A 24,847-nucleotide genomic window follows, 5' to 3' on the forward strand; every position below is an offset into this window, starting at 1 on the left:
TCAGATACTCCGGGGTGCGGCAGCGTCGAGGTTGGCATCCAACCAGTCGGCCAGGCCGGTGAGGGTGTCGAACTGCAGGTCCGGCTGCAGCTGCGGATGGGTCCAGGTGGCGGCTTCACGGTTGATCCAGCATCCGCGCAGGCCTGCGGCGATTGCCCCGGCCACGTCCATCTCGGCATGGTCGCCGACATGCAGCACCTGTGCCGGCGCCACACCCAGGCGGTTGCAGGCGGCGTGGAAGATGCTTGCCTCGGGCTTGGCCGCGCCGTGCTCGCGCGCGCCCAACTGGAAGGCGAAATGATGGGCCAGGCCGATCCGTTCCAGATCGGCGTTGCCATTGCTCAGCGCCGCCACCGGCACCCGCGCGGCAATCCGCGCCAGTGCCTCGATCGCATCGGGGTAGCACTCCACCTGGTTGCGCGCGGCGTAGAACACTTCATACGCCGGCTCCAGCAGGTCGAGGCTGGCGCCGCTGCCGTGCAGGGCTTCGTGCAGGGTCAGCCGGCGCAGTGCGCTCAGGTCGTGATGGAGATGCGGATGGGCGTGGTACAGGCGCTCGCGCAGTTCGCGCATGGCCGCCACCGGATACATCGCGGCGGTGGCGGGGCTGTGTTCACGCATCCACTCGTGCAGGACCAGGTCGATGCGGGCGCCGATCGGAGCGAACGGCCACAGCGTGTCGTCAAGGTCGAGGGTGATGGCTTGGACGGGGAAATTCACCCCGCCATTCTACGCCTGCGCGCGCGGGCTTTCATTCCAGCAGGCGCGCCCAGCCCTGCATGCCGTCCAGCCGTGCCAGCACCAGCTTGATGCACACCAGCAGCGGCACTGCCAGCAGCAGCCCGATCATGCCCCAGGCCCAGCCGAACACCATCAGCGCCAGGATCAGCACCAGTGGCGACAGCTTCATGCGCCGCCCCAGCACGATCGGGGTCACCACCTGGCCCTCCACGGTATGCAGGGCCAGGTAGGCGGCCGCCGGCAGCAGCGCCTGCAGCGGGTCGCTGAATTCCACGAAACCCATCAGCAGCATCAGGGCCACGCCGATCAGCGGGCCCACGTAGGGCGCGAAATTCAGCAGCGCCGCCACCGTGCCCCACAGCAGTGCATCCTGCAGGCTGATGCCGAACAGCATCAGGACACCGGCGAACACCAGCCCGACCAGGGTATTGATCACGCTGATGGTCAGCACGTAGCGCGAGACCTCGCGCTCGATCGAACGCAGGATGTCGCTGGTGAAGCGCTGTTGCTGGCGGTTCGGGAACAGCGCGATCGCCGCGCGCTGCAGGTTCTGCCCGTAGATCATGAAGAACAGGGTCAGCAGCACCACCGCCAGCACCGAGGCGGCCAGCCGTGGTGCACGGGTCAGCATGCGGTACGGGTCGTCGAGCTGGGTGCGGATCACCTGCACCTTGCGGTTGCTGTCACCGCCGGCGACACGCGCGAAGTTCTCTGCGGCCTGGTTGGCCTGCTGCACCGGCTTGGTCAGGTCCTGCACCTGGCGCGCGACCTTGCGCAGCTGCTGCGGGGCCTCCTGTGCCCACTCCATCGCCGGGCCGATCAGCTGCACCGCCAACGCACCGGTCACGCCGAGACCGGCGCCGAGCACCAGCAGTGCGCCCAGCGCACGTGGAATCCACAGCTTCTGCAGCAGGCGCAGGATCGGGTTGCCGACCAGCGCGAAGAACACCGCCAGCAGCACCGGCAGGATGATGTCCTGTGCGGCCCACAGGGTGTAGCCCACCGCCAGCGTGGCCAGCACCACCAGCGACATCGGCCCGCGCGGGCGCGAAGGTGGCGGCAGCGGCGCCTCGGGCAGTTCGGGGCCGGCCGCTGACGGGGACAGGAGGGGCTCGCTCATCGACGCATCAACCGGGAAGGGAAGCGCATTATCCGCCGGCCGCGATCGGCGCGGCGGATTCCATCCATCAACGTTCGGACAGTTCAGTGGCCGCTTCGGCCGGACGCGGCTCGCGCAGTTCCGGTTCCGCCGCCGGCTGTGCTGCCGGTGCCGGGCGTGCAGCGGATGCCGATGCGGCCGCCTGTGCCTGCTCGCTGGCATCGTCGGCTTCTTCGGCGGCATCGTCGGCGGTGGCTGCGGCCTGCGCCGCCATGGCCGTAGCGAACGCCGCCTGCGCGCTGGCGAACAGGTTCGAGACCGAGCCCACCATCTGCAGCCACCGCGCACCGTTGACCTTGCCCGGCACTTCCAGCTTGCCGGCGATGAAGCCGCCGGCCAGGCCGACCACCACGATGCGCAGCGGCGACCAGCCCTGGCGCCAGACCTGGCTGAGCGTGGACCAGTGGTCCTGGGTCTCGACCAGGCGCACCGTCACCACCTGTTCGCAGCGTTTCACCCGCCGCTGCAGCGCACCGAACTTCATGGCTTGCCCTCCGGCAGCTGCACATCGGCATCCGGGTCATCTTCGCTGGGCTCGTCGAACAGGCCCAGGCGTGACAGCTGGCGCCGGGTGGCGTGCATGCCGGTGTGGTGGAAGAAGTAGGACACCCGCCAGATCGCATAGCCGGTCACGGCCAGGCTCAGCAGCGAGGTGATCAGCAGGGCCTGCAGCCAGCTCAGGCCCCAGCTCTGCAGCAGGGCGATGAGGGTGGCCGCCATCAGCAGCCAGGCCGACGCACCGAACACGATCGCCACGCCGGCCCAGGCCAGTGCACGGCCGAACGCACTGCGTGCCAGCGCGAAGTCGGCCGAAGCCAACCGGCGCAACGAGCGCAGCGAATGCTTGGCCGAATCGGCAGCGGCACGGCCGGCTGCACCGACCTGGCGGATGCTCTCATCCAGCGGCGGGGTGGCCGCCGGATCAGGCGCTTGCGCGTTGTCTTCGCTCACGCTGCGGCTTACTTGTCGCTGCTGCCGCGAGCCAGCTTGGCGATGATCCAGCCGGCGGCGAAGGCGACGCCGAACGAGGCCAGCGGACGTTCGCGGATCAGCTCAGCGGCGCTGTCGATCAGATCCTTGCCCTTGTCCATCAGTGCATCGACCTGTTCCTTGGCGGCGGCACCACCGAACTCGGCGGCGGCCAGGCCGGACAGCGCGCTGTCGGACAGTTCGGCCTTGACGTTGGCCTTGCCGATGCGCAGTTCATCGGTCGCAGCACCGGTTGCGCCCTTGATCGCACCGCCGGCGGCCGTGGCGGCCTGCTTCAGGTGGGAACCGGCTTCACCCAGGTGTTCCTTCAGGTTCTCGGTATTGGTGGGGCTCATCGAATCACTCCTGTTGCGATGGGGGAACGGGTGTCGGCGGTGCCGACCTGGACTGACAGCAATAGCATTGCCGGGGTATAGGGGGTGTTACGGCGGGGCGATCAGCGCATCACGAGCTGGCCCTGCTGCTGGCCGTTGTTGCGCAGCACGCGCAGTACCAGGGTCGGCGGGCGCTGCTGGAAGTTGGCACGCCAGCTGGCCAGGTCGGCGAATTCACCCACCGTGGCGTCGGTGATGATGTCGCCCTGCTGCAGGCCGTTGCTGGCCGCGCGACTGCCGCGCTTGACCTCGCTGACCAGTACGCCGCCAACGCCCGACTGGCGCAGCGATTCGGGCAGGTCGACGAAGGTGGCGCCGCCCAGGCGTGGGTCCAGGCTGTCGCCGGTCACTGCACGTGCCTGCTCCTTCAGCGTCGCCTTGATCTGCAACGGCTTGCCTTCGCGGCGCACGTCCAGCGTCAGCGGGCTGCCGACCGCGGCCAGGCCTTCCACGTTGTGCAGCGCCTCGGCGCTGTCCACGCGCTGGCCATTGGCTGAGACCACCACGTCGCCTGGTTTCAGGCCAGCGGTCGCGGCGGCCGAACCGGCCAGCACGCGGGTGATCAGCGCGCCGCGGCTTTCGCCCAGGCCCAGGCCCTGCGCGATCTGCGCGGTCAGGTTCTGGCTCTCCACGCCCAGCGTGCCGCGCACCACCACGCCATGCTTGACCAGCTGGTCGACCACGCTGCGCGCCAGGTTGGAGGGAATCGCCAGGCCCAGGCCGATGTTGCCGGCCATGCTGCCCTGCGGATTGAAGCTGGCGGTATTGATGCCGACCAGCTGGCCCTGCAGGTCGACCAGCGCGCCGCCGGAGTTGCCCGGATTGATCGACGCATCGGTCTGGATGAAGTTCTGGTAGCCCAGGCCGCGGATGCCGCTGCGGCCCACGGCCGAGACGATGCCGGAGGTGACCGTCTGGCTGAAGCCGAACGGATTGCCGATGGCCACCACGAAGTCGCCCACCCGCAGCTGGTCGCTGTTGCCGAGCTTGATGTCGGTCAGGTTCTGCGCCGGGATGCGGATCAGCGCGATGTCGGTATCGCGGTCTGAACCGAGGAATTCGGCCTTGACCGTGCGCCCGTCGGCCAGCGTCACCTGCACGTCATCGGCATTGTCGATGACATGGTGGTTGGTCAGCACCAGGCCTTCCTTGGCGTCGATGATCACGCCCGAGCCCAGCGATTCATTGATGCGTTCCTGCGGGATGTCCGGGAACAGGCGGCGGAAGAACGGGTCGTTGAAGAAGGGGTTGCGCACGCGCACCACCTGCTTGGTGTTGACGCTGACTACTGCCGGCATTGCCTTCTCCAGCATCGGCGCCAGCGAGGGCACCGCCTGTCCGGCGACCGAGGCCGGCAATGCCGCGGTGGTCGGCAACACCGCCGGCAGCGGTGCGGCATCGGCGCGGTTGTCCAGGTGGGCATTGAGCCCGGTGGCAACGAAGCCACCGAAGGCAGCGGCGATTGCGAGCGTGAGCAGGGTGGGGAGCGGTCGCATGGGCGTCGGTTCGCAGGCGTGGGTGGGGGCGGTTCGGCCCTACGGTAAAACAAGCTGAATGAGTGTGTCGCGATCTGGATAAATGCGCCATGAAAACCGCGTGCCCGGCAGGCGGATCCGAATGCCGGCGGCGAGGCCAAAGCGACCGTCATGGCAGCGATGCGTGCACTGCCGAAGGTGGCCGACCGCGAGCTGGACACAGACGGATACCTGCGCAGTTCCGCGCAACCGAGTGCCGCAATGCGCCACAACCTGCGCGGATCAGCGCATCGGTGCCGGCCACTGCGGTGCTGCCCATCCTGCGTGTGGCGCGTGTGGCGCAGTCCTTAAAAAAAGGGGTTTGCTGCAAAGCAGTCGTGCTGGCGACCGTGCCTGGCTACACCATTGCCGTCGCAGCAGATGCGATTGTCGGCGTGTGCCCCGTTCCACGATCGTCAATGTCGGTATAGCATCGCCCCGTTTTGATACTAAAGGCCCCCAGGAGGGCAACATGAGCAACGGTAATGGTAATGGTGTGTCGGTCGTGACCGACGCCGTCGAGAACGTCAAAGAAGCCGCCACCAACGTTGGCGAGACCATCGCCCACGCCGCCGAGGACGCAGTGAAGTCGGTCAAGAAGACCGTCAAGCGCGCCACCAAGGCTGCCGGTACCCGCGTTGCCAAGGCCAAGAAGGCCGTGGCCAAGGTCGAGAAGACCGTTGCCAAGAAGGCCGAGAAGGCTGCCAAGTCGGTCGGCAAGACCGTTGCCAAGGCCAAGCAGAAGCTGGAAGCCGCCAAGAAGAACGCCAAGGCCGAAGCCGCTGCCCTGAAGAAGGAAGTGGCCAAGAAGAAGGCCGCTGCGGGCAAGGCTGTGACCAAGAAGGCCGCCGCTGCCAAGAAGACCACCAAGGCCGCCACCAAGGCTGCCGGCAAGAAGGTCGCCACCGTGAAGAAGGCCGCCACCAAGAAGGCTGCCGTGGCCAAGAAGACCGTTGCCAAGAAGGCCGCGGCCGCCAAGAAGGTGGTCGGCAAGAAGGTCGCCACCGCCAAGAAGGCTGTGGCCAAGAAGACCGTCGCCGCCAAGAAGGTCGCCGGCAAGAAGGCCGTGGCTGCGAAGAAGGTTGTCGGCAAGAAGGTTGCCGCCACCAAGAAGGTCGCCACCAAGAAGACCGCTGCGGCCAAGAAGGTTGTCGGCAAGAAGGCGGCCGTTGCCAAGAAGGCCGTCGGCAAGAAGACCGCTGCGGCCAAGAAGGTCGTCGGCAAGAAGACCGCCGTCGCCAAGAAGGCGGTTGGCAAGAAGGTTGCCGCCACCCGCAAGACGGTCGCCAAGAAGGCTGCACCGCTGAAGAAGGTCGCCGCCAAGAAGGCTCCGGCCAAGAAGGCCGTGCGCAAGGTCGCCAAGCGCAAGTAATCGCGCCGTGACCGAAGGCCCTGCCACCCTCCGGGTGGTGGGGCCTTTCGCGTTTATGGGACATGGCCTGGGGCAAGATGCAGGCTCTTCCCGCCGGAGTGCCGAGCATGCGCGGTATCGACTTCAGTTCCTGGCAGGGCGTGCTGTCCACCTTGGCCGGCCTGGTCCTGATCACCCTGCTCGGCGTGGGCATCCGCCTGCTGGTGATGCAGACCCTGCAGCAGCGTCGCGAGCGCGAGAACCGGCAGATCAATGAGCGGCTGCGCACGCTGATGGCCGCCTACAAGACCCTGGGCGGTTCGTTCACCGGCGAACTGGGGGTGGACCCCAGCCATCGCCGCGACCTGCGCCAGCGCGAAGATGCCGAAGGCATCGCCGAACCGCGTTCGGACCGCGCCCGCCGCATCCGCGATGCGGTCGAGGCGGCACTGTCGGACATCCTGCTGCTGGGCACCGACGAACAGGTGCGGCTGGCCGCGCGCGCCGCCAACGAACTGGCACAGGGTCGGCCGGTGCACACCCACGACCTGGTGGTCTCGCTGCGTGACTTCGTGCGCGAAGCGCTGGACCTGGCGCCGATCCCGGCCGGCCTGCAGATTCCGCCGCAGGGGCCGACCCGGCCCGGCGCCAGCGGCGGCGGCAAGGGCCGCAACGACGGAGATGCCAAGGGCGGTCGTGCGGGTGGCGGTGGTGGCGGTGGCGGAATGGGTGCCGGCATGGGTGGGCTTGGCGCCGGTGCTGCACTGGGTGCCGGCCATGCTGCCGCCAGCGATGAAACGGACGCGCGCTGAGCGCGCCCGCCGAGCCCTGTGCTGAGGTCAGCGCTTCAGTTCGTAGATTGGCACGAAGCCGCCGTAAATCATCCGCGCGCCGTCGAACGGCATCGGGTTCTTGGCCGGATCCATCCGCGGGTCTTCCATCATCTTTGCCATGCCGGCGTCCCGGGTCGGCTTGTCCGGCCATTCGATCCAGGAAAACACCACCGTCTCTTCCGCCGTGGCCTTCACTGCGCCGAAGAAGTCGGTGGTCTTGCCGTGCGGAACATCATCGCCCCAGCACTCGACCACGCGCAGGGCACCGTATTCGATGAAAACGGGATCACCCGCGCGCGCATGGGCGAGGAACTTCTCCTTGTTGGCGGTAGGCACCGCCAGGACGAAACCATCGATGTAGCTCATTGCCTGCCTCCGGATGGACCGTGCCGCATGCACGGCCTTCAAGTACCCGACGAACCAGGGCGGCGTGGATCGACACCCTGGCGATGCCTGTTCAGCCCGGGCCGCCGGGCAGCGGCGCCAGCATCGTATCCGGCGGTTGCCGGCCGGCCAGGTGGCGCACGAAGTAGTCCCACATGCGGTGCGTGTAGGTAGCGTCGTTGCGGAACAACTCATGGTCCTGGCGGGCCAGGTACAGCAGGTCATACTCGCGCTGGGCCTTGTTCAGGGCGGCGGCCAGCTGCAGGGTCAGCGCCGGTGGCGCGTTCTCGTCCAGTTCGCCATAGACCAGCAGCAGATGCCCGCGCAGGTTGCCGGCCAGCGCGGCATTGTCGAGTCCGGCAAACGACGCCGGCACGCCATCGGCCATGGCCGTAGCCGGCAGCACGCCGCCGAACAGCCGGTCCATGCCGTGCAGGGCGCCACCATACATGCCCTGGAAATTGTGGCTGCCGGCCGAGGCCACGCCCACCTTGTAGAACGCCGGGTAGCGCAGCAGGGCGCGCGCCGCGCTGTAGCCACCGAACGAATGCCCATAGATGCCGACCCGCTGCAGGTCGATGCCCGGGTAGCGTTCGCCCAGCTGGCGCAGCGCCGCCACATGGTCATCCAGCTGCACATCGGCGGCGCGCAGGAAGCTGGCGTCATGGAATGCCTTGTCGCGGCCGCCGGTACCGCGCGCATCGATGCTGACCACCACGAAGCCAAGCTCGGCCAGGCTGGCCCGTGACACCGGATTCAATGCGGACACCGCTTCGGCGTAGGTCACCGGCGCATTGCTGATGAAGGCGCCGCCGTACATCGCGTCGATCACCGGGAAGCTGCCATCATCGCGATAGTCACGGGGCAGGTAGACGGTGGCGAAGACCGGCGTGCGCCCGTCGGCGGCGAGCAGCCGTTCGCGCCGTGGTGGTCGCCAGCCTGCCGCAACGATCGCGCTGTCATCGGCTGTTTCCAGCACCATCACTTCACGGCCGTCATCGCTGGCCCGCAGCACGGTGCGTGGTGGCTGGTCGAGACGGGAAACCGTATCCACCAGATAGCCACCGCCAGGCGACAGCGCCTGCGGCGCGCGTCCGCCGAACAGCGCGCCGGTGCCGGCATCGGCCAGGTGGTCGTTGCCGTCGGCGGCCAGGCGGTGGATCGGCCCGCCCTGCAGCGATACCCGGTACAGGCCGCGCACGTAAGGGTCGCCACCGTCCACGCCGCCGGCACTGAAGTAGGCCCAACCGCCTGCGCCGTCCACGCCCAGCAGGTCGCGTACCACCCAGGGGCCACGGGTCAGCTGGGCCAGCACCTTGCCGTCGGACAGCCGCACCCGGTACAGGTGGCCGCGGCCGTCGCGCTGCGAGAACCACACGGCGGTGTCCTGCCCGGGCAGGATCGCCACGGCCGGTCGGTTGTACGAGTACACGTTGAGCTGCAGGCGGGTGTCGCTGGCTTCCTCCAGTACAGTGCGCACTGCGCCGCTGCCGGCCTCGATCTCCACCAGGCGCAGGCGCCGTGGCGTCCCGAAGTGCGCGATCACCGCATACAACCGGCCACCCTCCCAGCCCAGCACGCCGGCTTCGCTGAGCGTGTTCCAGCCCTCGGGCAGCGCGATGTCGTGCTGTTGGCCGCTGCGGGTATCCACCACGTACAGGCTGTCGCGTACCTGCTGCGCATCACCCAGCACGCCCAGTTTCACCGCATGCACGCGTGGGCGCGCGCTGTCGGCGGGCGTGCTTTCCAGATAGGGATAGTCCAGCAGGGCACGCTCGTCATAGCGGATGCCGGCCACGTAGCGGCCATCCGGTGACCAGGCGACCGCGAACGGTCGCATCGGCATCCGGCCCTGCCGGCGCGGAATGCCACGCAGGGCGAAGTCCGGCAGCACGCCATAACCATGGCCGGGTTCACCGCCGGCTGTCAGCGCGCGTGCCACGGTTCCTGGCGAGTGCAGCCATAGATCGTGGCCGCGCACCTGCAGCCACGCATCGCCAACGGGTGAAGGCAGTGCGTCGGCCGGCGGCAACGGATCCTGCGCGCGCGCGCATTGCCAGCGTGGCCACTGGCAATTGATCGGCACCTCACCGTTGAAACGCAGGCGCAGGCCAGCGTCCACCGCCTGCACGCTGGCCAGGCGCAGGCGTGGCCCGCTGGCAGCGAAGGGGGCCACCGCTGTGTCCAGCGCGGTGGGCTCGAACAGGATCTGGCGACGGGCCGTTGCCGGATCGACCAGCACGGCCTGGCGCCGGCCCTGTGCGTCTTCGCGCTCGTACCAGAAGCGCCCGTCGGGCAGCCAGTTCGGCAGTACCGACGCATTGCGCAGTGCACCGCGCAGATGACTGTCGTGCACGCGTTCGGCGCGTTGGTAGTCGCTGGCCTGCAGCGCATGTGCAGGCGTGGAAGAAAACAGCGCAGCGCTGGCCAGGAAGGTCGCGCGGACCATCCTCTGAAGCGGGTCGGGCAGGTGCAAGGCAACCTCCTGTTGCAATCGTCGAGGGATCACAAATGCACGCGCGGCGCGCGCGTATGCCAGAGAGAGCCTGAATCAAGGCAAAAAATTCAGCAATGCGAAGACCGCTGTTTTCAGGGAGCGTTGTGGCGAATAACGGAGAATTTACATTCCCGATGCGATGGCGCCCTGGCGCTGCTGCACACCATAAGAAAGTAAAGGTGTACCCCCATGAAGAATTCGCTGATTGCTCTGGCCCTGGCCGCTGCCCTGCCGTTCACCGCTTCGGCCGCTGAGAACCTGTCCTACAACTACGCCGAAGCCAACTACGCCAAGATCGACAACGATGCGTTCAAGTCCGACGGTTGGGGCGTGAAGGGTTCCTACGGCTTCCTGCCGAACTTCCACGCCTTCGGTGAGTACAGCCGCCAGGAGTTCGACCACACCAACATCAAGCTGGACCAGTGGAAGATCGGTGCCGGCTACAACGTTGAAATCGCTCCGTCGACCGACTTCGTTGCCCGCGTTGCCTACCAGAAGCTCGACCAGAAGCACGGTCTGGACTTCAACGGCTACAGCGCTGAAGCCGGTGTCCGCACTGCCTTCGGCGCCCACGCCGAAGTCTACGGCCTGGTCGGCTACGAAGATTACGCCAAGAAGCACGGCGTCAATCCGGATGGCCAGTGGTACGGCCGCCTGGGTGGTCAGGTCAAGCTGAACCAGAACTGGGGCCTGAACGGCGAGCTGAAGATGAACCGTCACGGCGACAAGGAATACACCGTCGGCCCGCGCTTCAGCTGGTAATTGCTGCCCCGGCGCGATCGCGCGCTGGAAAAGCTTCAACAGGCCCGGCTTCTGCCGGGCCTGTTGCGTTTGCGAAGGCGCAAAACCGAATGCCATCTGACTGATGGGTCACGCAGGCGTGGCATTGCAAGGAATTGGATTCCGCCGCTGCGGGCTCCGTTCTACCGTGGCGGTCCCATGTTGCTGGACATGCCCCCCATGCCGCCCGCACTTCCACCCCTGCTTCCCGACCGGCCCCAACGCCTGGCATTGCTGGACCCGCATCCGGTACTGCGATTGGGCGTGGAAGTGCTGTTGCGACAGCAGAGTGGCGTGCAGGTCCGGGTGAGCCTGTCCAGCGAGGCCCATCTGCTGCAGCTGCTGGAGCGCAGCCCGACCTGTGTGGACCTGCTGCTGATCGACGCGCTGCCGATGGGCGATCTGGGCGATGGATTGGCCCTGCTGCGCCGCTTGTCGCAACGCTGGCCGGCGCTGCCGGTGCTGGTGTTGTCGGCACACTGCAACGCCAGCACGGTGACCAGCAGCATGCGTGCCGGCGCGCGTGGCTTCCTGTCCAAGTCGACCGCGCCGGATGTGTTGCTGCATGCGATCGACGTGGTGGCCCGCGGAGGATGCTTCGTGCCACCGGAGCTGCGCGCGGAACTGAACGCATCGCGGGCGCGCAGCACGCCGGCGCCGGTGCTGGCGCCGTTGAGCCGTCGCGAGCGCGAAGTGCTTGGCCTGGTGCTCAAAGGGGTCAGCACCGGCGAGATGGCGCTGCAATCGGGACGTTCGGCCAGCACGATCAGCTCGCAGAAAGCCTCGGCCTACCGCAAGCTCGGCATCCGCGGCGACGGTGACCTGTTCCGCTTCCGCCACCTGCTCGATTGCGGATGAGAGGGCTTATTCGCCCTGGTACTGCTTCTCTTCCACCAGCACCGAACCGGCCACGCGGTTGATTTCGTTCTTCACCTGCACGCGTTCGCCGTTGGTGCCATAGACGCCACGCGCCAGCTGGATGAACGCATCGTCGAACACCTGGGCCGCTTCCTTGTCGCGCAGCTGGTCCTGGATGTCCCACATGCGCTCGTTGATCACCTTCAGCTGCTGCTTCAGCGCGGCCAGCTCCGGCTGCGCCTGCAGCAGCTGCTGCAGCAGCGGCAACAGGCCATCCAGCTCGGTATGGATGTTGGCCAGCTTGGCGGCATCGTCGATGCGCTCGACCTTGATCTCGAGAATGGTGATCTTGTCGATCAGCTCGCCGATCGATACCGGGGTCAGGATGGCGTCCACGTGGTTGGTTCCTGGTAACAGGCCAGCATGATAACGCGCCCATGCCGATGCGCCGCTCCTCCACGGGATTTACGCCGAATTTGCGCTGCGGGCGGGGCAACGCCCTCGATCCGTTACGGCCCGGCCCCCGACACTGCCGTCCCGGCGGCACGACCGCCTTCGACGAGGAAAACAGTGCAGTGAACAGCAAGGGGACGATGGCGGCCATGGTGGCCGCCCTGGCAGGGCTGCTCGCAATCGGCAGTGCGCAGGCCCAGGTACAGGTCAGTGGCAGCGCGGCGTTGACCAGCGACTACGTGTGGCGTGGCAGCTCGCAGAGCGACGGTGACCCGGCGGTGCAGGCCGGTGCGAAAGCAGCCATCGCATCGGGCTGGTACGCCAGCGTGTGGGGCTCGAACGTTTCGTTCAAGCCGGACAATGGCGCGCGCAGCGAGTTCGACCTGGTGGCGGGCTGGTCCGGCACGCTCGCGCCGGACTGGGCGCTGGATGCCAACCTGACCCGCTATGTGTACCCGGGCACCGGTCGCGCGCTGGACTGGACCGAACTCAACACCACGCTGACCTGGAAGCAGCGCGCCTGGCTGCAGCTCGCACACTCCAACGACGCGCTGGCCGGCGGCCATCGCGGCACCTATGCCCAGCTGGGCGTACGGGTGCCGCTGCACGAGCGGGTCCGCCTGGAAGCGGCGGTGGGCCAGTACTGGCTGGCCACCGCGCAGGGGCCGGATTACCTGCATGGCCAGCTCAGTGCGGTTGCCACGCTGGCGCCGGCATGGGAACTGCGCGCCACCGTGCACGACACCGACAGTGCGGCCAAGCGCCTGTTCCCGGGCAATGCCGGTGGACGCTGGGAGCTGGCGCTGCAGGGCAGCTTCTAGTTCGACGCCGCAGCCTGGCGCGCGCGCAGCGCGCCGGGCAGCCACAGCAGCAGGGCCAGCACCGCCACCGCGGCACCGGCCACGCACACGCCGGTCCAGCCGAAGCGCTGGTAGACCTGCGCCGACAGCAGCGAGCCCAGCGAACCGCCGATGAAGTAGCCGGTCATGTAGCCGGCATTGAGCCGGTTGCGTGCGGCAGGCTGCAATGCATAGATCAGGTTCTGGTTGCTGACGTGCAGCAACTGCGCGGCCAGGTCCAGCACCACCACGCCGACCAGCAGCGCCAGCAGCGAATGTGCAGACAGCCCCAGCGGCAGCCATGACAGCAGCAACAGCACCAGTGCGATGGCGGTGGCGCGGCCAGTCTGCCCGCGATCGGACATGCGCCCGGCCAGGCCCGCGGCCAGCGTACCGGCGGCACCGACCAGTCCGAACAGGCCGATGGTGGCATCGCTGTATTCATACGGCGGTTGTGCCAGCAGGAAGGCGAGCGGGGTCCAGAAGATCGCGAACATGGCGAAGCTGCAGGCACCGAGCAGGGTGCGCTGGCGCAGCACCGGTTCCTGTACGAACAGCACGCCGATCGAGCGCAGCAGCGCGAAGTAGCCCAGGCCGGCGCTGTGATGGAAACGCGGCAGCCCGCGCTGCAGCGCCAGCGCGGTCAGCACCAGCGTGCCGGCGGCGATCGCATACACCAGGCGCCAGTCGCCCAGGCTGGAAAGCAGGCCGGCCACGGTGCGTGCCAGCAGGATGCCCAGCAGCAGGCCACTCATCAGCGTGCCGACCACCCTGCCCCGATGCTCCGGCGCGGCCAGCGTGGCGGCGAACGGCACCAGCACCTGCGCCACCACCGAGAACAGGCCGGTGATCGCGGTGCCCACCAGCAGCCAGGTCAGCGACGGTGCGCAGGCGCTGATCACCAGGCCGCCCGCCGACAGCAGGCTCATCACCACGATCAGGCGGCGGCGTTCGAACAGGTCTCCCAGCGGCACCAGCAGGATCAGCCCGGCGGCATAACTCAGCTGCGCAGCGGTGACCACCATGCCGACCTGGCCGAACGGCACGCCGAAGGCATCGGCGATGGTGTGCAGCAGTGGCTGCGCGTAGTAGTTGCTGGCCACCGCGACACCGGTGGCGACCGACATCAGCAGCACCTGCCAGCGATGCAGTGGGGGGAGAGTGGGGCTCACGCGATGTTCCAGAAAGCGGGGTGCACAGTGTCCGCCTGCTGCAGTCATGATGGAAATGAATCATCATCATCCCTGTCATCTGGAATTGAGATGGTTGCGTGAATCTCAAGCAGCTCGAATTCGCCGTGGCCCTGGCCGAGGAGGGCAACTTCACCCGTGCCGCCGAGCGCTGCCACGTGGTGCAGTCCGCGCTCAGCCACCAGATTGCCTACCTGGAGCAGGAACTGGGCACGCCGCTGTTCGAGCGCCTGCCGCGCCAGGTACGCCCGACCGCCGCGGGTGAGGCGCTGCTGGTGCATGCGCGCCAGGTGCTGGCCAGCCTGCGCCACCTGCGCGCCGACGTGGCCGCCGTCAGTGGTGAAGTACGCGGGCTGCTGGCGATCGGTCAGATTTCGTCGCTCACCGACATCGACGTGGTGGCGATGCTGGCTGCCTTCCAGCAGGCGCACCCGCAGGTGGAGTTCCAGCTGCGGGTAGAGAAAAGTGAAGTGCTGATCGCGCAGGTGCAGTCGCGCGAGCTGGATGTGGCACTGGTCGGGTTGGCGCCGTCGGCGGCGCTGGACGGCGTCTGCCACCGCATGCTGCAGGAGGAGGATCTGGTGGCGGTGCTGGCGCCGTCGCACCGGTTGGCCAGGCGCAAGCGGCTGCCCCTGGCCGAACTGCAGGATGAGGCACTGGTCGACTTCCCGCGCGGTACCGGCGCGCGCCGTCAGACCGATGAGGCGTTCGCTGCTGCGGGACTGCCGCACACGGTGCGCTTCGAGGTCAACCTGATGGAACTGGTCGAGCGTTTCGTCCGCCACGGGTTGGCGGTCGGCATCGTGCCGGCGTTGATCGCCGACGGTTTCGAGGGCGTGGTGCAGATTCCGCTGCAACCCACCCCGACCCGCCGCGTGCACCTGGTCTGGCAGCGGGTGCCGACGCCGGCGGCGCGCGCGTTCGTCGAGGCCGTGCTCAGCCGCGCAGGCGCAGGCTCAGGCCCTTGAGGAAATTGCGCAGCATCTGGTCCAGGCAGCGCCGGTAGTTGGCATGGCCGGGCTGGCGGAACAGTGCGCCGACTTCCGACTTGGATGCCTTGAAACCGGCGCTGGCGAAGATCTCCATCAGGTCCACGTCACGCAGCTGGAAGGCCACCCGCAGCTTCTTCAGCACCAGGTTGTTGTCGATGCGGGTTTCCACCGCACGCTGCGGCTGGCTCTCGTCGCGGCCGCGCAGGTGCACGATCAGGCCATCGAGGAAGTGCGCCAGCGCGCTGTCGCTCATTGCTTCGAAGCCGGCTTCGTCCTCACGGCGCAACCAGGCCTTGACCTGCTCGGTATCCACGGCGAACGCCGGATCGGCCATCTGGCACAGGGTCACCACGTGGTGGTCGCCCAGGTCCAGGGAGTAGCGCACGCTGCGCAGGACATCGTTGTTGATCATGGCGCAATTGTACCGGTCACCCCGACAGGTGGGGCCGGATCTGGCCGATCCGGCAACGCAAGCCCCGGCCGACGGTGCCAGAATGGGGGTCTGGTTCCCCACGGAGTTGCCTGCATGACCCGCACCGTCCTGATTACCGGCGCCACCTCCGGCTTCGGCGCCGCCGCCGTCCACCGCTTCGCGCAGGCTGGCTGGAAGGTGATCGCCACCGGCCGTCGCAGCGAGCGCCTGCAGCCGCTGGTCGAGCGCTATGGCAAGGACGTGGTGCATGCCGCCGCCTTCGACATCCGCGATCCGGTGGCGATGGAAGCGGCCCTGCTGGCGTTGCCGCCCGCGTTCGGCGAGATCGATCTGCTGGTCAACAACGCCGGCCTGGCGCAGGGCACCGCGCCGGCGCAGGGCGCCAAGCTGTCGGACTGGACCACGATGATCGACACCAACATCACCGCACTGGTGACCCTGACCCATCGCCTGCTGCCGCAGCTGGTGGAGCGCAAGGGCGCGATCATCAACATCTCGTCGGTGGCCGGCGTCTATCCGTATCCCGGTGGCAATGCCTACGGCGGTACCAAGGCCTTCGTCAGCCAGTTCTCGCTGGGCCTGCGTTCGGACCTGCACGGCACCGGCGTGCGGGTGACTACGATCGAACCGGGCATGGCCGAAACCGAGTTCACCGTGGTGCGTACCCATGGCGACCAGAACGCGTCGGACAAGCTGTACAGCGGCGCCAACCCGATGACCGCCGAGGACATCGCCGAACAGATCTTCTGGGTGGCCACGCTGCCGCCGCACCTGAACATCAATCGCCTGGAACTGATGCCGGTCAGCCAGTCGTTCGCCGGCTTCCAGGTGGCCCGCGAAGGCTGAAGCCCTTGTAGAGTCGAGCTTGCTCGACTGCTCTTCTGTTTTTGAACGGCAGTCGAGCACGGCTCGACTCTACGGGAGCAAAAAAAAGCCGGGCAATGCCCGGCTTTTTCCGTTCAGCCGAGAAGGGTCACTGTGCCTTGATCGCCATCGCCTGCAGACCGGTGCCATCCAGCTTCTGCTTGGCCTCGGACAGCTCGCCGGCGCTGCCATACGGCCCCATGCGCACGCGGTACACGGTCTTGCCGTTGATCTGCGCCGACTCCACGCGTGCGGCCAGGCCCATCATCGCCAGCTTGGCCTTGGTGGCTTCGGCATCGCCGGAAGCACCGAACGCGCCGGCCTGCAGGATGTAGCGGGCATTGTCCACGGCGGCCGGTGCGGCAGCGGCCGGAGTGCTGGTTGCTGCCGGTGCGGTTTCCGCGCGCGCGGCCGGCGTGGCAGCGGCGGTGCTGGTCGATGCCGGCGGCGTGCTGGCCGGCGGCGTTGCCGCAGCCGGACGCTCGCTCAGCGGAGCCGACAGTGGACGGTTGGTGGCGGTCACCTGCGCGGTGCTGGCGACGCTGGCGGTCGTTGCCGGTGCAGCTGTGGTGGCCGCAGCCGGCGGTACCGGCTTGCCTTCCAGTGCGGCCTGCGCGCGCTGCGCCTCGGCCTTGGCCCGGCGCTGGTCCTCGGCGCGCGCGCTGGCGGCCAGTTCGGCGTCGGACATTTCAACTTCCTTGCCCGGCAGCAGGGTGTAGAAGTCGTACTGGGTGGCGGCCGGCTTTTCCGCTTCGGCCGGCTTCGGCGTGGCGGGCTGCGCGGCCGGCTGGGTACCGACATCGCTGTCGGCATCGGCGACCGGGGCCGGCTGTGCGTTCGGGTTCGGCTGTGGGCCGGCGCGAAGGAAACCATCGCCTTCGCCCTTGAACAGGTTCGGCGCCGCCAGGAACACCACCGCAGCAATGGCCACACCGGCGACCAGCCACACCCATCCGGGTGTGCCCTGGCTGCCGCTGTTGCGTCGTGCCTGGCTTTTGCCGCGTCGTGCTGCCATGAGTACTGCGTCTCCTGATGCTTACATTTTTTCCGGGGCGCTGACGCCCAGGAGGTCGAGGCCGTTGGCCAGCACCTGGCGTGCCGCGCAGGCCAGGGTCAGCTTGGCATTGCGATCGGCGGCGTCATCCACCAGTACCGGCGTCCCGTGATACCACGTGTGGAACGCATGCGCCAATTCACGCAGGTATTGCGCTACCAGATGCGGTTCCAGCGCCACGCCGGCCGCTTCCACCACTTCCGGATACCGCGAGATTTCGTTCATCAGCAGCAGCGAGGCATCGTCGGCCAGGCGGCCGAGATTGGCCAGGCCGTTGCCCTGCTCGTACACCAGGCCCTTTTCCTGTGCCTGGCGCAGCAGGCTGCAGACGCGGGCATGCGCGTACTGCACGTAGAACACCGGGTTGTCGTTGCTCTGCTGGCGGGCCAGGTCGATGTCGAAGGTCAGCTGCGAATCGGGCTTGCGCGCAATCAGGAACCAGCGGGTCGCGTCGCGGCCGGCTTCTTCGATCAGGTCGCGCAGGGTGAAGTAGCTGCCCGCACGCTTGGACAGCTTCACTTCCTCGCCGCCGCGCATCACGGTGACCATCTGGTGCAGCACGTACTCCGGCCAGCCTTGCGGGATGCCCACTTCCATCGCCTGCAGGCCAGCGCGCACGCGCGCCAGCGAGCCGTGGTGGTCGGCGCCCAGTTCGGTGATCGCACGCTCGTAGCCGCGCTGCCACTTGGACAGGTGGTAGGCCACGTCCGGCACGAAGTAGGTGAAGGTGCCGTCGGACTTGCGCATCACGCGGTCCTTGTCGTCACCGAAGTCGGTGCTGCGCAGCCACAGCGCGCCGCCTTCCTCATAGGTGTGGCCGGAGGCCTGCAGCTTGGCTACCGCTTCGGCTACCTTGCCGTCGGCATACAGCGAGCTTTCCAGGAAGTAGATGTCGAAGTCGACGCCGAACGCGGCCAGGTCCAGGTTCTGCTCGTTGCGCAGGTAGGCCACGGCGAAGCGGCGGATCGCCTGCATGTCATCCGGGTCCTTGGCACCGACCACGGTGCTGCCTTCCAGATCGACGCTGGCGCCGGCCATGTAGGCGCGGGCCACGTCGGCGATGTATTCACCGCGATAGCCACCTTCCGGCCAGCCGTCCTGGTCCGGCGCGATGCCCTTGATCCGGGCCTGGGTGGACAGCGCCAGGTTCTCGATCTGCACGCCGGCATCGTTGTAGTAGAACTCGCGCTTGGCGTTCCAGCCATTGGCATCGAGCACGCGGGCCACGCAGTCGCCGATCGCTGCGGCGCGGCCATGGCCGACATGCAGCGGGCCGGTCGGGTTGGCCGACACGTATTCCACGCCTACCGTGCGGCCATTGCCGGACAGGTTGCGGCCGTAGTCATGGCCTTCCTTGATCACCGACGCGGCTTCGCGCTGGTACGCGGCCGGGGCCAGGTGGAAGTTGATGAAGCCGGGGCCGGCGATCTCGACCTTGCTCACGTCCTCGCTGCGCGGCAGCGCCTCGACCAGCGCCTGTGCCAGTGCGCGCGGATTGCTGCGCGCGGCCTTGGCCAGCAGCATGGCGGCGTTGGTGGCGAAGTCGCCGTGGTCGCGGGTCTTCGGGCGCTCGACCACGAAGTCCGGCGGCAGGGAGTCGGCGGGCAGGGTGCCATTGGCGCGCAAGGCTTCGATGCCTTGGCTGATCAGGGCGCGGAGGAGATTTTTCACGAGGCCTGCTGTGAGAATGAGCGGCGGAATCGCCCATTTTAGCGCAGATACCAGTGACCACGCTGACCAGGACATGCCTGCGGGGACGGCCGGTGGCCCCGGGTGGGCGTGCGCTCAGCCGAACAAGCGGGGCTGGGGCGGGGACAGCAGGCCTCGTTCAGCAAACGAAACGGGGCGGCCCTCGCCCACTACGAAGTGGTCCAGCAGGCGTACGTCCACCAGCGCCAGCGCCTGCTGCAGCTCATCGGTGATACGGGTGTCGGCCCCGGAGGGCTCAGGATCGCCCGAGGGATGGTTGTGGCTCAGGATCACCGCCGCCGCGTTGTGCAGCAGGGCACGCCGCACCACTTCACGCGGGTAGACCGGGGCGGCGTTTATGGTGCCGTGGAACAGTTCCTCGCAGGCGATCAGGCGGTGGCGATTGTCCAGGAACAGGGCCATGAAGATCTCGCGTGCCTGTCCGCGCAGGCGGTGCTGCAGGTAGCGGCCGACCGCGGCGGGGTTGTTGCCGACCGCCTCGCCGTGCTCCAGTTCGGCGGCAAGGTAGCGGTGGGCCAGTTCCAGCCCGGCCGCCAGCGTACAGCTGCGCGCCGGCCCAAGCCCGGGCAGGCGGGCCAACTCGCGGGCGGGGCGGGCGAGCAGCGTCCGCAACGGACCATGGGCCTGCAGCAGGTCGCGCGCGGTCTGCACGGCATCGCGGCCACCGAATCCGGAGCCGAGGAACAGTGCCAGCAGTTCGGCATCGGAAAGTGCCGCAGGCCCGCGGGCGATCAGCTTCTCGCGGGGACGTTCCTGTTCGGGCCAGTCGTGGATGGGCATGCGCGCATCATCGCGGGCCCAGCCGCCGGCTCCCATCAGGCCACGCCGCGGACCCGGGTCGGCCGATGCCTCACTCGCGCCGGGTCTTCAGGTAGTCGAACAGCTCCTGGTTGTTCTGCAGGCCCAGCTTGCGCTTGGCTTCGGCCTTCTGCCGGCTGATCGTCTTCGGGCTGCGCCCGCAACGCTCGGCGACGGCGTTCACGTTGAGGCCGGCCGCGAGCAGATCCAGCACTTCCTGCTCGCGTGCCGACAGCGGCGCCGGCTCGCGTGGGAACAGCAGGTCACGGGCCTGCAGGTGGTGGCGCAGCTGCTGGGAGACGAACACCTGCCCGGCCAGTGCCGCGTTCAGCGCCTGCGGCAGTTCGGTGAAATCGGCGCATTTGTCGACCAGGCCGCTGATGCCTTCGCGCAGCAGGCCGTCGAGCAGCCCGGGATGGCGTGCGCCGGTCAGCACCACCACCGGCAGGCCGGGATGGCGAGCGCGCAGCGCATCGATCAGTTCCGGACCATCCGGGCCGTCCCCCGGCATCGACAGGTCGGTCAGCACCACGTCGCAGTCGTGGCGGGCCAGCAGCTGCAGCAGCCCGGCGCCGTCGCAGGCACTGCCGACGACCTGCATCAGGTGGGCCTGCAGCACGATGCGGATGCCGTGCAGGACCACGGGATGGTCGTCGGCGATGATGATGCGCGGATGCACGCGGCTCCTCGGAGATCGAACAGACCCCTGCGCGCAGCGGCCAACGCCTGATTCTGCAAAAGGGCAGGGCCACAGAGGTATAGGAAAGGTCCGAAAGCGTTGCCGGTGAACCCCGGGTCGATGCGGGAGGACTCCATCTGCTCATAGCTGTGCGCTATGTGCGCCATGCACCGGGACATTACCGGCCATCGGGTAAGCTAATGCCCTCGTTTGCACAGGAATTCCAGGTGGCTGACTCCCCCAACGCTTCCCCCGCGCCGGCCCGCGCGCTGGAAGGTCAGAAACTGCTGTTGTGCGTGGGAGGCGGGATCGCAGCCTACAAGGCCCTGGAACTGGTGCGGCGCCTGCGCGACGCGGGGGCCCAGGTGCAGGTGGCAATGACCGCCGGTGCCCAGCAGTTCGTCACGCCGCTCAGCTTCCAGGCGCTGTCCGGGCAGCCGACCCGCACCACGCTGTGGGACAGCGCCGCCGAACAGGCCATGGGCCACATCGAACTGGCCCGCTGGGCCGACCGCATCGTGGTCGCGCCCGGTACCGCCGATCTGCTGGCACGGCTGGCCCAGGGCCACGCCGATGACCTGGTCAGCACCCTGTGCCTGGCCAGCACCGCGCCGCTGACGATCTGCCCGGCCATGAATCACCGCATGTGGCTGCATCCGGCGACCCAGGCCAACATCGCCCTGCTGCGCCAGCGCGGTGCGCAGGTGATCGGCCCGGTCGACGGTCCGCTGGCCGAAGGCGAATCCGGCCCCGGCCGGCTGGCCGAGCCGGGCGACATCGTCGCCGCGCTGGCCGCCAACGGCGGCGCAGCGGCCCCCGTGGCGCCGCCGGAGACCCGCGCGCTGCAGGGCCTGCGCCTGCTGATCAGTGCCGGCCCCACCTATGAGGACATCGATCCGGTGCGCTACGTGGGCAACCGCAGCAGCGGCAAGATGGGCTTCGCCCTGGCCGCCGCAGCGGCGGCGATGGGTGCGCAGGTGGTGCTGGTCAGCGGCCCGGTGCAGCTGCCGACGCCGCCCGGCGTGCAGCGTGTCGATGTGCGCTCGGCCGCGCAGATGCGCGATGCCGTGCTGAAATCGCTGCCGGCCGACATCTATATCGGTGCCGCCGCGGTGTCCGATTACACGCCGCGCCAGGTGGCCGCGCAGAAGCTGAAGAAGACTGCCGACAGCCAGTCGCTGGTGATCGAGCTGGTGCGCACGCCGGACATCCTGGCCGAGGTCGCCGCGCAGACGCAGGCGCTGAAGCTGGTGGTCGGCTTTGCCGCCGAGACCCACGACGTGGAGAAATACGCGCGCGGCAAGCTGGTCGACAAGCGCCTGGACCTGGTGATCGCCAACCAGGTCGGCATCAGCGGCGGCGGCTTCGAGAGCGACAACAATGCCGCCACTGCCTTCTGGCAGGACGGTGAACAGGTATTCCCGGCCACCTCCAAGCGCGAGCTGGCCGAACAACTGCTGGCGCTGATCGCGCGGAGACTCCAGGCATGAACCAGGCTTTCACTTCCCAACCGCTGCAGGTCAAGCTGCTCGATCCGCGCTTCGGCGACAGCTGGCCGCTGCCGGCCTATGCCACCGAAGCCAGCGCCGGCATGGACCTGCGCGCGGCGCTGGATACCGCGCTGACCCTGCAGCCCGGCGATACCGCGCTGGTCCCCAGCGGCCTGGCCATCCACATCGCCGATCCGAACCTGTGCGCGGTGATCCTGCCGCGTTCGGGGCTGGGCCACCGCCACGGCATCGTGCTCGGCAACGGTACCGGCCTGATCGACGCCGACTACCAGGGGCCGCTGCTGATCAGCGTCTGGAACCGTGGCCGCGAGACCTTCACCATCGAGCCGGGCGATCGCATCGCTCAGCTGGTGGTGGTGCCGATTGCCCGCGTCAGCCTGCAGGTGGTGGATACTTTCACCGACAGCGTGCGGGGAACGGGTGGATTCGGCCATACCGGGGTGCGTTGACAGGGGACATCGATGAGCGGCATCGGGGAAGGACAGCGGGGACGGTCGTTGGGACGCAGCGCGCCACTACTGGGGGTGCTGCTGGTCCTGCTGGCCGGCTGGTTCGGATGGAGTGCGGTGCAGCAATGGCGGCAGGAGGCCAACGGCCAGGCGCTGGAACACGCGCGTGACCAGGCCGTGCAGGGGCTGCAGGAGGCCGCCGCCGGCCAGCTGAAGCAGCTGCAGCAGCAGTTGAAGAATGAACGCGTGCAGCAGGCCCTGCAGGCCGGCGATGCCGCCGCGGCAGCACTGGCCGTGCGCGAGAGCTGGACCGGCGTGGAGCAGGTGGACGTGCTGGCCGCGGATCTGGCCAACGCCTACGCCGACCCGGCCACCTTCGGCTATGCCCGATTGGCACTGCTGGAAGCCGCACTGGCCGACGGCAAGCCGCGCCTGCGCGTGGTCCGCGACGGCGGTGGCAACCGCCTTGGCCTGGCGGCACCGGTCGAGCTGGGCAACCTGGGCCCGGCCGTGCTCTATGTGCGCCAACCGTTGCTGCGCCTGACCTCGCCGCTGGACCAGGTGAGTGCGCCGTCCGCCGGCTTCCTCGGCCTGCGCCAGGGCTCGCACGATCTGGTGACCCAGGGCAATGCGCATCTGGCTGAGAGCGCCGAGGCGCTGGCGCGGCCGGTGGCCGGCACTCCGCTGCGGCTGGTGGCTGCGGTGCCCAATGTCGAACCGGGTCCGCTGGGACTGGGGGCGCTGGCCAGTGCCATCGTTGCGCTGCTGCTGGCCTTCATCGCGGTGCTGCTGGTGGTCGGTCGTGGCCGCCTGCCGAAGGCACTGCCGCTGCCGCGCCGCGCCGCGGCGGCGGACGCCGATCATGGTCCGACGCTGAGCGAGAGCCTGCAGATGGCACCGCCGCCGGTGGCCACCGCCGCCGCCAGCGAGGAAGGCGCGCCCCCACCCCCGCCACCGGTACCGGCCGAGGAACTGGCGGCCGGCATCTTCCGCGCCTACGACATTCGTGGCGTGGTCGGCAGCGAGCTGACGCCGAAGACCGCGGCGCTGATCGGCCAGGCCATCGGCACCGCGGCACTGGAGCAGGGTCTGCGCGAGGTGGTGATCGGTCGCGACGGCCGCCTGTCCGGGCCGGAGCTGGCCGCCGGCCTGGCCGAAGGCCTGCGCCGTGCCGGCTGCGCGGTGATCGACATCGGCCTGGCACCGACCCCGCTGGTGTACTACGCCGCCTTCCATCTGCGTACCGGCACCTGCGTGGCGGTCACCGGCAGCCACAACCCGCCCGAGTACAACGGGTTCAAGGTGGTCATCGGCGGCGAGACGCTGTCCGGCGAGGCCATCACCGATCTCTACCAGCGCATCATCGAGGGCCGCCTGGTGCAGGCCGCCGAACCTGGCGATTACCAGCAGCGCGATGTCAGCGCCGACTACATCCAGCGCATCGCCGATGACGTGCAGCTGGACCGCCCGTTGAAGGTGGTGGCCGACGCCGGCAACGGCGTCGCCGGCGCGCTCGCACCGCAGCTGCTGGAAGCGATCGGCGCCGAAGTGATTCCGCTGTACTGCGATGTCGACGGCAGCTTCCCCAACCATCATCCCGACCCCAGCGAACCGGCCAACCTGGAAGACCTGGTGCAGACGGTCAAGCGCTTTGGTGCCGATCTCGGCGTTGCATTCGATGGCGATGGCGACCGGCTGGGCGTGGTCACCGGCGAAGGCAGGATCATCTATGCCGATCACCTGCTGATGCTGTTCGCGGCCGACGTGCTGATGCGCAACCCGGGCGCGATGGTGATCTACGACGTGAAGTGCACCGGCAAGCTGTCCGACCACGTGCTGCGCAACGGCGGCAGCCCGCTGATGTGGAAGACCGGGCATTCGCTGATGAAGGCGAAGATGCGCGAGACCGATGCCGAACTGGCCGGCGAGATGAGCGGGCATTTCTTCTTCAAGGAGCGCTGGTTCGGGTTCGACGATGGTCTGTACGCCGCCGCGCGCCTGCTGGAAATCCTGGCCCAGCGCGAGGAATCGCCGGACGAGGTGCTGGGCGAGCTGCCGCAGTTGGTGGCCACGCCCGAACTGAAAGTACCGGTGGCCGAGGGCACGCCGCACGCGCTGGTGGCGATGCTGGTGGCAGCGGCGCAATCGCCGGACAACCCCTATGTGGGCGGCCGACTGTCGACCATCGACGGCCTGCGCGTGGACTTCCCCGATGGCTGGGGCCTGGTGCGTGCCTCCAACACCACGCCGGTGCTGGTGCTGCGTTTCGAGGGCAGCGACGAGGCCGCACTGGAACGCATCCAGGCGTTGTTCCGCAGTCAGCTGCAACCGGTGCTGGGCGATACCCCGCTGGGGTTCTGATTGATCGGGATTGGATCGATCGGGTAGTGCCGG

General features: G+C 68.2%; 25 protein-coding genes. 10 read left to right on the forward strand and 15 right to left on the reverse strand.

Features of this window, described 5'->3' with window-relative positions; genetic code table 11:
* The 6 genes from K5L94_RS01350 to K5L94_RS01375 all read right to left on the reverse strand — a co-directional run bounded on the left by K5L94_RS01350 (nt 1) and on the right by K5L94_RS01375 (nt 4,760).
* On the reverse strand, nt 1-720 hold the full coding sequence (locus tag K5L94_RS01350) for an HAD family hydrolase (RefSeq protein ID WP_049457342.1): 720 nt from the start codon (nt 718-720) through the stop codon (nt 1-3).
* Nucleotides 721-751: 31 nt separating this feature from the next.
* On the reverse strand, nt 752-1,861 hold the full coding sequence (locus K5L94_RS01355) for an AI-2E family transporter (RefSeq protein WP_164086504.1): 1,110 nt from the start codon (nt 1,859-1,861) through the stop codon (nt 752-754).
* A 67-nt stretch (nt 1,862-1,928) separates the two neighbouring features.
* Nucleotides 1,929-2,384, reverse strand: a complete 456-nt coding sequence (locus K5L94_RS01360; RefSeq protein ID WP_008267243.1) for a hypothetical protein — start codon at nt 2,382-2,384, stop codon at nt 1,929-1,931.
* Nucleotides 2,381-2,851 (reverse strand): phage holin family protein, encoded by a 471-nt coding sequence (locus tag K5L94_RS01365; protein WP_004153834.1) that lies wholly within the window; start codon nt 2,849-2,851, stop codon nt 2,381-2,383. The genes K5L94_RS01360 and K5L94_RS01365 overlap by 4 nt, the downstream gene beginning before the upstream one ends.
* 8 nt (nt 2,852-2,859) lie before the next feature.
* Nucleotides 2,860-3,225, reverse strand: coding sequence for a hypothetical protein (locus K5L94_RS01370; RefSeq protein WP_004153835.1), 366 nt, complete (start codon nt 3,223-3,225; stop codon nt 2,860-2,862).
* A gap of 101 nt (nt 3,226-3,326) precedes the next feature.
* Nucleotides 3,327-4,760, reverse strand: a complete 1,434-nt coding sequence (locus K5L94_RS01375; RefSeq protein WP_053448547.1) for a Do family serine endopeptidase — start codon at nt 4,758-4,760, stop codon at nt 3,327-3,329.
* Between the two features lie 490 nt (nt 4,761-5,250).
* Here K5L94_RS01375 and K5L94_RS01380 point away from each other — a divergent pair, with 490 nt between their 5' ends.
* Both K5L94_RS01380 and K5L94_RS01385 read left to right on the forward strand, forming a co-directional pair.
* Complete coding sequence (locus K5L94_RS01380) at nt 5,251-6,150, forward strand: hypothetical protein (RefSeq protein WP_053448548.1); 900 nt, start codon at nt 5,251-5,253, stop codon at nt 6,148-6,150.
* Between the two features lie 107 nt (nt 6,151-6,257).
* Nucleotides 6,258-6,941: a hypothetical protein gene (locus K5L94_RS01385; protein ID WP_274511819.1), complete on the forward strand. Its 684-nt coding sequence runs from the start codon at nt 6,258-6,260 to the stop codon at nt 6,939-6,941.
* Nucleotides 6,942-6,968: 27 nt separating this feature from the next.
* On the opposite strand, the gene K5L94_RS01390 is transcribed toward K5L94_RS01385, so the two are convergent.
* Nucleotides 6,969-7,328 carry a DUF1428 domain-containing protein gene (locus tag K5L94_RS01390; RefSeq protein ID WP_274511822.1) on the reverse strand — a complete coding sequence of 120 codons (360 nt, stop codon included), beginning with the start codon at nt 7,326-7,328 and terminating at the stop codon, nt 6,969-6,971.
* 91 nt (nt 7,329-7,419) lie between these two features.
* Nucleotides 7,420-9,822, reverse strand: coding sequence for a S9 family peptidase (locus K5L94_RS01395; protein ID WP_425507576.1), 2,403 nt, complete (start codon nt 9,820-9,822; stop codon nt 7,420-7,422).
* Between the two features lie 210 nt (nt 9,823-10,032).
* Between K5L94_RS01395 and K5L94_RS01400 the strand changes: the two genes are divergently transcribed.
* Together K5L94_RS01400 and K5L94_RS01405 are read left to right on the forward strand one after the other, a co-directional pair.
* Nucleotides 10,033-10,605: an OmpO family porin gene (locus K5L94_RS01400; RefSeq protein ID WP_164086507.1), complete on the forward strand. Its 573-nt coding sequence runs from the start codon at nt 10,033-10,035 to the stop codon at nt 10,603-10,605.
* Between the two features lie 198 nt (nt 10,606-10,803).
* Complete coding sequence (locus tag K5L94_RS01405) at nt 10,804-11,481, forward strand: response regulator transcription factor (RefSeq protein ID WP_274511828.1); 678 nt, start codon at nt 10,804-10,806, stop codon at nt 11,479-11,481.
* Nucleotides 11,482-11,487: 6 nt separating this feature from the next.
* Here K5L94_RS01405 and K5L94_RS01410 read toward each other — a convergent pair whose 3' ends face one another.
* Nucleotides 11,488-11,877 (reverse strand): DUF6165 family protein, encoded by a 390-nt coding sequence (locus tag K5L94_RS01410; protein WP_053448552.1) that lies wholly within the window; start codon nt 11,875-11,877, stop codon nt 11,488-11,490.
* 179 nt (nt 11,878-12,056) lie between these two features.
* Between K5L94_RS01410 and K5L94_RS01415 the strand changes: the two genes are divergently transcribed.
* Nucleotides 12,057-12,755, forward strand: a complete 699-nt coding sequence (locus K5L94_RS01415) for a TorF family putative porin (protein ID WP_053448553.1) — start codon at nt 12,057-12,059, stop codon at nt 12,753-12,755.
* On the opposite strand, the gene K5L94_RS01420 is transcribed toward K5L94_RS01415, so the two are convergent.
* The gene (locus tag K5L94_RS01420; protein WP_337999991.1) at nt 12,752-13,900 is read right to left on the reverse strand and encodes an MFS transporter; all 1,149 of its coding nucleotides are present in this window, start codon (nt 13,898-13,900) and stop codon (nt 12,752-12,754) included. The genes K5L94_RS01415 and K5L94_RS01420 overlap by 4 nt on opposite strands.
* Before the next feature lie 143 nt (nt 13,901-14,043).
* Between K5L94_RS01420 and K5L94_RS01425 the strand changes: the two genes are divergently transcribed.
* Nucleotides 14,044-14,931, forward strand: coding sequence for a LysR family transcriptional regulator (locus K5L94_RS01425; protein WP_053448555.1), 888 nt, complete (start codon nt 14,044-14,046; stop codon nt 14,929-14,931).
* On the opposite strand, the gene K5L94_RS01430 is transcribed toward K5L94_RS01425, so the two are convergent.
* Entirely contained in the window at nt 14,900-15,367 is a 468-nt protein-coding gene (locus K5L94_RS01430; protein WP_008265228.1) for a YehS family protein, read from the reverse strand. The two genes, K5L94_RS01425 and K5L94_RS01430, sit on opposite strands and share 32 nt — an antisense overlap.
* Nucleotides 15,368-15,481: 114 nt before the next feature.
* Between K5L94_RS01430 and K5L94_RS01435 the strand changes: the two genes are divergently transcribed.
* Nucleotides 15,482-16,234 carry an SDR family NAD(P)-dependent oxidoreductase gene (locus K5L94_RS01435; RefSeq protein WP_008265780.1) on the forward strand — a complete coding sequence of 251 codons (753 nt, stop codon included), beginning with the start codon at nt 15,482-15,484 and terminating at the stop codon, nt 16,232-16,234.
* Nucleotides 16,235-16,361: 127 nt separating this feature from the next.
* On the opposite strand, the gene K5L94_RS01440 is transcribed toward K5L94_RS01435, so the two are convergent.
* The 4 genes from K5L94_RS01440 to K5L94_RS01455 all read right to left on the reverse strand — a co-directional run bounded on the left by K5L94_RS01440 (nt 16,362) and on the right by K5L94_RS01455 (nt 20,493).
* Nucleotides 16,362-17,267, reverse strand: coding sequence for an SPOR domain-containing protein (locus tag K5L94_RS01440; RefSeq protein WP_274511838.1), 906 nt, complete (start codon nt 17,265-17,267; stop codon nt 16,362-16,364).
* A 21-nt stretch (nt 17,268-17,288) separates the two neighbouring features.
* Nucleotides 17,289-18,977 carry an arginine--tRNA ligase gene (argS, locus tag K5L94_RS01445; protein WP_053509554.1) on the reverse strand — a complete coding sequence of 563 codons (1,689 nt, stop codon included), beginning with the start codon at nt 18,975-18,977 and terminating at the stop codon, nt 17,289-17,291.
* A 114-nt stretch (nt 18,978-19,091) separates the two neighbouring features.
* The gene (radC, locus tag K5L94_RS01450; protein WP_080374990.1) at nt 19,092-19,796 is read right to left on the reverse strand and encodes a RadC family protein; all 705 of its coding nucleotides are present in this window, start codon (nt 19,794-19,796) and stop codon (nt 19,092-19,094) included.
* Nucleotides 19,797-19,866: 70 nt separating this feature from the next.
* A complete protein-coding gene (locus tag K5L94_RS01455) occupies nt 19,867-20,493 on the reverse strand; it encodes a response regulator (RefSeq protein ID WP_053448560.1) in 627 nt (208 codons plus the stop codon).
* A 200-nt stretch (nt 20,494-20,693) separates the two neighbouring features.
* On the opposite strand from K5L94_RS01455, the gene coaBC reads away from it, so the two are divergent.
* The 3 genes from coaBC to K5L94_RS01470 are packed head-to-tail and all read left to right on the forward strand — an operon-like array spanning nt 20,694 to nt 24,814.
* Nucleotides 20,694-21,983: a bifunctional phosphopantothenoylcysteine decarboxylase/phosphopantothenate--cysteine ligase CoaBC gene (gene coaBC / locus K5L94_RS01460; protein WP_008265288.1), complete on the forward strand. Its 1,290-nt coding sequence runs from the start codon at nt 20,694-20,696 to the stop codon at nt 21,981-21,983.
* The gene (gene dut / locus K5L94_RS01465; protein WP_274511844.1) at nt 21,980-22,453 is read left to right on the forward strand and encodes a dUTP diphosphatase; all 474 of its coding nucleotides are present in this window, start codon (nt 21,980-21,982) and stop codon (nt 22,451-22,453) included. The genes coaBC and dut overlap by 4 nt, the downstream gene beginning before the upstream one ends.
* A gap of 12 nt (nt 22,454-22,465) precedes the next feature.
* A complete protein-coding gene (locus K5L94_RS01470) occupies nt 22,466-24,814 on the forward strand; it encodes a phosphomannomutase/phosphoglucomutase (RefSeq protein WP_274511847.1) in 2,349 nt (782 codons plus the stop codon).
* Nucleotides 24,815-24,847 lie beyond the last annotated feature (33 nt).

It is taken from the genome of Stenotrophomonas forensis (assembly GCF_028752115.1).
In the GTDB taxonomy this organism is placed as follows: domain Bacteria; phylum Pseudomonadota; class Gammaproteobacteria; order Xanthomonadales; family Xanthomonadaceae; genus Stenotrophomonas; species Stenotrophomonas forensis.